We start from the raw sequence: 7,427 nt of genomic DNA, 5'->3' as shown, positions 1-7,427 counted from the left end.
TGGTGTATTCTATTATTATATTTTTATTGAGTAAAATATATAATGATGGAATTTTACAGAATACATATAGAAAATTATCCATATCGAGTTTATTTAAGTATGATAAAAAATATGTAGTCTTAACATTATTATGCCTTTTTATTTCTATACTTTATTGTTATTTGAGTGGAGAAGTATTAGAGCTAATTTTACATCAAATAAATGAACCTGATTTAAAACTGAGCATGATTTTTTACTTAGGTGCAATAGCATACGCTCCAATAATAGAAGAATTGATATTTAGAGGAATATTCTTTAATATAGCATCAACATGGCTAGATATGAATGATAAAATTGTGAAAGCTATAGTAATAATAATAAATATTATAATGTTTTTGAGTATTCATTATATTGATTATAATTTCTCAAAATTTAACTTTTTATTATCATTATTAGTATCTATTATTCCAAAAATATTTGTTTCGGTATCACTTACTTACATTTATTTTAAGACAAAGGATATTAAATATAATTGTATTTTGCATATTATATTTAATTTTTTGATTTTAAGTATAAGCTATATTTTAACTTCTGGGATTTAAATTATATGGGTGATTATAAAAGTCGTCACTTATTAAGGTTAAACAATATCGTTAATCCATGTAAAATACTAAATTAGTTGATAATATTGATTATAGAAAAATATATAAAAACACGCAATAATCACACAACGGTCAAAAAGATTAGCTTTAAGCTAGTCTTTTTTATATGCTAATATCAGAAAAAAATTCTATAAATAAAGAAATAATTTCTAAATATTAGCATATAAACTAATAAAGCAAGGTATTCCAACGAGGTATTCTTTCGGATAGAATAGGTGGATTATTGTATGAAATTAAGATATGGTGCGTACTATAAGTACTTCTTTCTACTGCAATATTTACAGGAATACCCACCTAAAGGGGGTAAAAATATGAGTCAAAATATACTGCAACCATACTTTGATTTAGTATGGGACTTAGGAATTAAATTATTCAACTGGACATTTGAGTATTGGCTGGAGGATGGTAAGAAAGATTTGAATTTATTTTTCAAAAGTATAAAGTTGAATAATAAGTTAGATGAGTTTCCTATGATAATAAAAGAAAGTGACAAAGGATATTTAATTACTATACCTACAGGATTAAGTTTAAATGATTTCATAAAATATAAAGATAACATGGAGGTTTATCTAGGGAAAGATATAGAATTGAGCCTTAAGAGTGGATTACTTTATCTAGAGTTTAAAAAAGAATTACCGACCTTAGTTAAATATAAGTTACCTAAAAAGATGAATGGTATTTGCGTACCATTTGCTAAAAGTATTGATAAAGATATATTTATTGATTTTAAGGAAGAAGCTCATGTTCTTCTTACAGGAGCTACTGGTAGTGGTAAAAGTTCAACGCTAAGAAATATTTTAACTAGCTTAGTATGTTTATATCCTAATGAAATAAAACTAGTATTGATAGATTTTAAAGTTGTAGAATTATCACTTTTTAAGAGACTAAAACAAGCTGAAAAGTATACTACAGAAGTTGAAGTAGCTAAAGATATAATTGCTGATGAACTTCAAGAGTGCAAACGTAGATATGATTTATTTGACGAAATAGGGGTTACAAACATTTATGAATATAATGATAAGGTGCCGAAAAATAAAAGATTGAAATATAGATTTATTGTAATAGAAGAGTTTGTTATGTTATTAGAAGATAAAAAGAAAATAGCCATGAGTATGCTTAAAAGATTATCGGCTATCTCAAGAGCTTCTGGACAATTTCTAATTATAACTGGTCAGAGATTTGATAATACAGTAATAGATTTGGTTTTAAGAAGCAATGTAGGGCATAGACTTTGCCATAAAATGAATGATGAAGCTAACTCAAGACTAATATTAGATGAACCAGGAGCAGAAAAGTTAAATTGTAAAGGTAGAATGATTTATAAGTGTGGTTCTAATAAGATAGAGTGTCAAGGGTACTATCTCGAAATAGATAAAGTTAAGGAATATATTAAGCCGCATCTAAATAAATCAGATCCAGTTGCATCTAAGAAATTAAAGAATAAACTAAAATCTAAAGAAATTGAAATATTAAACAATGCAGATATAAAAGCTGAGAACAATTTTGTACCCGGCTCATATAGAGATAATCAAAATATAAATATTCAAGAGACTAATAATGTATATGAAAATAAGGAAATAATAAATGATTTGAGTTTTTTAGAAAATTTATAAAAGGGGAATATAAATTATGAACTGGACAGAGGGATGGCATCATGAAAATGATGGATAGGGATATCGAAATAGTAAAGTTTTTGAAGGAAGTAGGAGTAGCAGATACTAGGACCATAAGCACTTTATTTTTTAATGGAGGTATTCGAAGATGTAATCAGAGGCTAAATACATTAAAAGATAATAAGAAACTTAAAGTATTTAGAGAAAATATATTAAGCCAAAATATCTATTATATTGGAAGGAAACCTTCAAATTGGAAACAGTAAGATAGTATTTAGCCAACTATTAGCTGAATTAAAGACTAAAGAAATTGAGATATTGAAGTATAGATGTCCTTTAAAATGTGGAAATGTAATAGCAGATGGTTTTATAGCTATAAGGGTTGATAATATCAATAAAATATACTTTGTAGAGGTAGAAAGAACGAAGAAGCTTGATATAGATAAATATATTGAGTTATATTATAGCCGTAAATGGAAAGAAGTATTTCCTATAATGCCTTCTATTCTTTGTATAACAGATTCAAAAGTGAAGAATAACTCAAGATTAGATATTAAATCATGTAAGTTAAATTTAGAAAACTTAATCATATAAGTAATAAAAAGGGGCGGTAAACTAACGTCCCCTTTTATAATATGAAATTAAGTACTATCAACATAAATACAGTATAGGTAAATAGAACTAATAAAGTATCCTGCTTTTTAGTATATTCTATCTTATCTTTATCTAAATCTTTAATATCATAATACAGCTTCCATTTTTCTAAATTAGAGTATTTTTCTTCATTTTTAACTACTTTAGAGTTCATATTTCTACTCTTATCTTTTTTATTATATCTAGGTTTATATTTATTAATTAAGAATTGTTCTAAGTCTAAAGCTTTTCCGTAGCTTTCTGTTTTAGTTATTTCAATTTTAGCAACTTGATCATAAACTTTTTTCCCTAAGTGTCCTTGTTTTCCTTTGATATGACTACTAACCCTTCTATTAATGTCTTTAGCAGAGCCAACATAAATAACTTTTCCAAGTTCATCAATAAATCTATAACAGCCTGGGCCTTCATACTTAATTGTAACTTTATACATGATATTACCTCTTTTTATTAGATATTGTTGATAGAATTATTACATTTCATACATATAATTAAATATGTTATATGCATAAAATGTAAAAGAGTCTAGAAATATTTAACTTGACTAGACTCTTAAGAAATATACATAAAATAGGTATATATTTTATATATTAGCGTATAATATTATATATCTTTCTTTGACTTTTAAAGAGAAGATTGTTATAATCATATTGAAAGATTAAATCTTTCTGGGGTTCGCAAGTGCGAGCGGCCGTCCTTCTGGGACGGTTTTTTTAATTATAGGAAAAGTTTTAATTCCTTTACCATAGTAATCAGGATATCCATATATTTTATCTTCTATGCATAAAAATGGTAAATCCTTATCACTAAAACCATTTCTACAGTATTTGTGTATAGGGAATGATACTAAGTCTGCAATTTCTAAACCGAAATAACTTTTCTTATAATCATCTTCTTTACTCCATTTAGGGTTAAAATAAACACCTTTTATTTTTTTAAAATAACTATTAGAAACATATCTGGTTCCATGATCGATTAAATCCTTTATATGATTTAGTAATTCTTTATCTTCTCTTTTACCTCGGCTTTCAATTATTATAATAACTTTTTCATCATGATTCAGATGGTATTTCACTAATCTTTCAAATATAAACTCTAATCCAAGAGTATAAAGAGAATATGGATCATAATATCTAGAGCAATGACTTTTTTTATCCATAGTATATGAAAATATAGTTATAGGTAAACCTTTCATATAGTTGCTTAAGTCGTTCATGAAGGATTGAACTTCTATAGAATTATTATCAAAAGGATATTTTCTACCCCTAACTTCACGAGAGTGAAAACAGACTCTTTTAGACTTATTACTATACAAGGCAAGCCCATTTTCCCAATATTTGTACTTGATTTTAAGAATGTCATCTTTAGACTTTATAAAGTCATTACGATGCATCAAACAGCCTGTAATAGTAAAAAATGTATTATCACTTATGGGCTTATTGTTTTTTAAAGCTTTGACTATATGGTCAATAGATGCATCTCCATTTTCATCTATAAACATAATATAATCTATATCTTTATTCCAGTTATGTTTAAATGTAGGCCTATTTCTCCAGCCCATATTATCTATCAGCTCCTAACATTATAAGTACCTTTAGCAAATCTATATAAAAATCATAAAGAGAAAGATAAAATAATATTACTACATATAATTATAGATGGTGTTGATATTAGTATCAATAAACTATTTTATTTATTTCTTATCTGTACCACACTAGATATATCACATTCCAAAGCTATACATATTTTATCTATAATGCTTAAAGACACAGATTCATTTTTTCCTAATTTAGCTAAAGTGCCATTGCTTATACCAGTTAAGCTTACCAAGTCCATTTTTTTCATATTCTTATCTATTAATGTTTTCCAAAGAGGATTATAAGAAATCATAAAAGGTAACTCCTTTCGTAATTGATTCGTGCAAAATAACCTTAAAAATAAAAATTAAATTTACTGCGTGATTACTGCGTGTTTTTAAATAAAATAAAAGAGACTATCCAAGTTAAAACTCAGTAGTCTCAATATTTATACAACTCTTTAGTTAATAATTGGTGCCGAATGTGGGAATCGAACCCACACGCTATTTCTAGCAAAGGATTTTGAGTCCTCCCCGTCTACCAGTTCCAGCAATTCGGCTTAATTTAAATTATAATAAATTATAACAAATGAATAAGAGAAAAGCAAGTATATAGATTTATTTAATTATAAATAAAATATATTTTAAAATATTTAATGTAGTTGCTATATATTAACTACATTAATATATAGTAACTATGATAGGCATTGATATTTATACTTAAGGAATAAGATAATATAATTTTGGGAAGTTCAAATTATTGTTTATCTAAAGAATTTCCATAGCAGATTACTTAAGAGAAGGGAAATTTTTATTTTTAAATACCTTAATATAATTTGATTATTATGGTATTATTAAATAATGAAATATAGGTATATAATAGTATATATGAATATATAATATTGAAAATTATAGAGGTGATAAACTTGAACCAAAGATTAATAATTATAGATGGAAATTCAATTATAAATAGAGCATTTTATGCATTACCAGATATGAGTAATAGTGAAGGATTAAAGACTAATGCAATATACGGTTTTACTAGAATGCTATTTAAAATAATAGATGACTATAAACCAACACATATAAGTGTTGCTTTCGATAAAAAAGCGCCTACATTTAGGCACCAAGAATTTGCTGACTATAAAGCTGGAAGAAAGAAAATGCCTGATGAATTAAGACAACAATTAGAGCCACTAAAAGAATTATTAGATGCTTTTAATATACATAGAATGGAAATGGCAGGGTATGAGGCGGATGACTTAATAGGTACAGTATCTAAAATGGGAGAAGATAATGATTATACAGTTTACATAGTTACTGGAGATAAGGATGCTATTCAGCTTGCTTCAAATAAAACAACTACATTAATTACTAAAAAAGGTGTGGGAGAAGTTGAAGAATATAACTATAATTCAGTTATAGAAAGATATGAAATGACTCCTACTCAATTTATAGATCTAAAAGGATTAATGGGAGATAAATCAGATAATATACCAGGTGTTCCAGGTATAGGAGAAAAAACAGGAATAAAACTTATAAAAGAATTTTCTTCAATAGAAAACTTAATAGAAAATACAGACAAATTAAAAGGTAGTGTAAAGAAAAAGATAGAAGAAAATAAAGAACAAGCTATATTTAGTAAAAAACTTGCTACTATTATAAGAGATGTTCCAATAGAAATAAACTTGGATGAATTATCTTATGGAGATTATGACAGAAGTAAGGTAATAGAAGAGTTTAAGAGATTTGGATTTAATACATTAATAAAGCAAATTATAGATATGGATGGAGATGAATCTGCTGAAGAAGAAATAACTCTAAATATTAATCATTTAGACAATATAGAAGAATTTAAAAAAGAAGTAGAAAATAATAAAAAAGTTTACATAAAAACAGTTAGCAAAGTTGGTAATATATTAGATCAAAAAATACTTTATGTTTTTGTAACTACAAATGGAGAAGATATTTACTATATCAAAGAAGATGAATTGGATTTAGTAAAAGATATAATTTCCAATGAAGAAATTAAGAAAATAGGTTACAATTTAAAAGATGATTATTTAGCTTTCAAACCATATAATATTGAAATAAAAAATATTTATTTTGATATAACAATAGCTGAATATCTAATAGACTCTAAGTCATCAACTTCTTATGAATGTAGTGAAATAGCAATGAAATATTTAACTAAAAAAATAAAATCAGAAGAAGATTTACTTGGAAAAGGAGCTAAGGCTAAAAAGTTCCAAGAATTAGATTTTGAAGAACTTTCAACGTATTTTGCTACAATTTTAAATGTAGTTTATTCTGTAAGTACTATTATGGAAAGTACAATTAAAGAAATGGATATGGAATATCTGTTTTACGATGTTGAAATGCCATTAGTTGAAGTACTAGGTTCTATGGAATATGAAGGAATGAAAGTTGATAAAGCTCAATTAAATGAGTTAGGAGAAAAGTTCAAAGGAATAATAACTAAGCTTGAAGAAGAGATATTTGAATTGGCAGGAGAAAAATTCAATATAAATTCACCAAAACAATTAGGTGTTATTTTATTTGAAAAACTAGAATTACCAGTTATAAAGAAAACTAAAACTGGGTATTCAACTAATGCAGATGTATTAGAAAAACTTAGAGATAAGCATGATATAATTGACAAAATTACTGAATATAGACAAATTGTTAAGTTAAACTCAACTTACGTTGAAGGTTTAGTTGGAATAATAAATCCTATAAGTGGAAGAATACATTCTTCATTTAACCAAACTATAACAACAACAGGAAGAATATCTTCTACTGAACCTAACTTACAAAACATACCTGTTAAAACTGAAATGGGTAGAGAGATAAGAAAAGTTTTCATAGCAGATGATAATTGTAAACTAGTAGATGCAGACTATTCTCAAGTTGAGCTTAGAGTGTTAGCTCATATGAGTGAAGATG

At 26.2% G+C, this 7,427-nt stretch carries 8 protein-coding genes and 1 tRNA gene; 5 read left to right on the top strand and 4 right to left on the bottom strand.

Translation table 11 applies throughout. The features are described 5' to 3' along the window. The 4 genes from J7G74_RS13800 to J7G74_RS13785 all read left to right on the top strand — a co-directional run. Positions 1-581: CPBP family glutamic-type intramembrane protease (locus J7G74_RS13800; RefSeq protein ID WP_297136396.1), on the top strand; the 581-nt coding region annotated here is incomplete at its 5' end. A gap of 371 nt (positions 582-952) precedes the next feature. Further along, positions 953-2,254, top strand: coding sequence for an FtsK/SpoIIIE domain-containing protein (locus J7G74_RS13795; RefSeq protein ID WP_297136394.1), 1,302 nt, complete (start codon positions 953-955; stop codon positions 2,252-2,254). A gap of 41 nt (positions 2,255-2,295) precedes the next feature. Beyond that, positions 2,296-2,520 (top strand): hypothetical protein, encoded by a 225-nt coding sequence (locus J7G74_RS13790; RefSeq protein WP_297136392.1) that lies wholly within the window; start codon positions 2,296-2,298, stop codon positions 2,518-2,520. Further along, positions 2,489-2,848, top strand: a complete 360-nt coding sequence (locus J7G74_RS13785; RefSeq protein ID WP_297136390.1) for a hypothetical protein — start codon at positions 2,489-2,491, stop codon at positions 2,846-2,848. Before J7G74_RS13790 ends, J7G74_RS13785 begins: the two co-directional genes overlap by 32 nt. Before the next feature lie 34 nt (positions 2,849-2,882). Here the strand turns inward: J7G74_RS13785 and J7G74_RS13780 are convergent, their stop codons facing one another. The 4 genes from J7G74_RS13780 to J7G74_RS13765 all read right to left on the bottom strand — a co-directional run bounded on the left by J7G74_RS13780 (position 2,883) and on the right by J7G74_RS13765 (position 5,041). Continuing rightward, a complete protein-coding gene (locus J7G74_RS13780; protein WP_297136388.1) occupies positions 2,883-3,338 on the bottom strand; it encodes a GIY-YIG nuclease family protein in 456 nt (151 codons plus the stop codon). A gap of 225 nt (positions 3,339-3,563) precedes the next feature. Further along, the gene (locus tag J7G74_RS13775) at positions 3,564-4,466 is read right to left on the bottom strand and encodes a DUF3800 domain-containing protein (RefSeq protein ID WP_297136386.1); all 903 of its coding nucleotides are present in this window, start codon (positions 4,464-4,466) and stop codon (positions 3,564-3,566) included. A gap of 128 nt (positions 4,467-4,594) precedes the next feature. After that, positions 4,595-4,795, bottom strand: a complete 201-nt coding sequence (locus J7G74_RS13770) for a helix-turn-helix domain-containing protein (protein ID WP_297136384.1) — start codon at positions 4,793-4,795, stop codon at positions 4,595-4,597. A 159-nt stretch (positions 4,796-4,954) separates the two neighbouring features. Next, positions 4,955-5,041: transfer RNA gene (locus tag J7G74_RS13765), tRNA-Leu, on the bottom strand. Between the two features lie 366 nt (positions 5,042-5,407). Here J7G74_RS13765 and polA point away from each other — a divergent pair. Then, positions 5,408-7,427 (top strand): DNA polymerase I (gene polA, locus J7G74_RS13760; protein WP_297136382.1); only part of this gene is annotated, 2,020 nt, incomplete at its 3' end.

Source organism: Terrisporobacter sp. (assembly GCF_017888745.1).
Lineage (GTDB): Bacteria > Bacillota > Clostridia > Peptostreptococcales > Peptostreptococcaceae > Terrisporobacter.
The sequence above is the reverse complement of the archived record's forward strand: the minus strand, read 5'-3'. Positions and strand labels throughout refer to the sequence as shown.

Bases quoted from the DNA above. Each gene is read 5' to 3' on its own strand.
- J7G74_RS13790 (WP_297136392.1), top strand. From the start codon at position 2,296: ATGAAAATGATGGATAGGGATATCGAAATAGTAAAGTTTTTGAAGGAA.
- J7G74_RS13775 (WP_297136386.1), bottom strand. From the start codon at position 4,466: ATGGGCTGGAGAAATAGGCCTACATTTAAACATAACTGGAATAAAGAT.
- J7G74_RS13780 (WP_297136388.1), bottom strand. From the start codon at position 3,338: ATGTATAAAGTTACAATTAAGTATGAAGGCCCAGGCTGTTATAGATTT.
- J7G74_RS13795 (WP_297136394.1), top strand. From the start codon at position 953: ATGAGTCAAAATATACTGCAACCATACTTTGATTTAGTATGGGACTTA.
- J7G74_RS13770 (WP_297136384.1), bottom strand. From the start codon at position 4,795: ATGATTTCTTATAATCCTCTTTGGAAAACATTAATAGATAAGAATATG.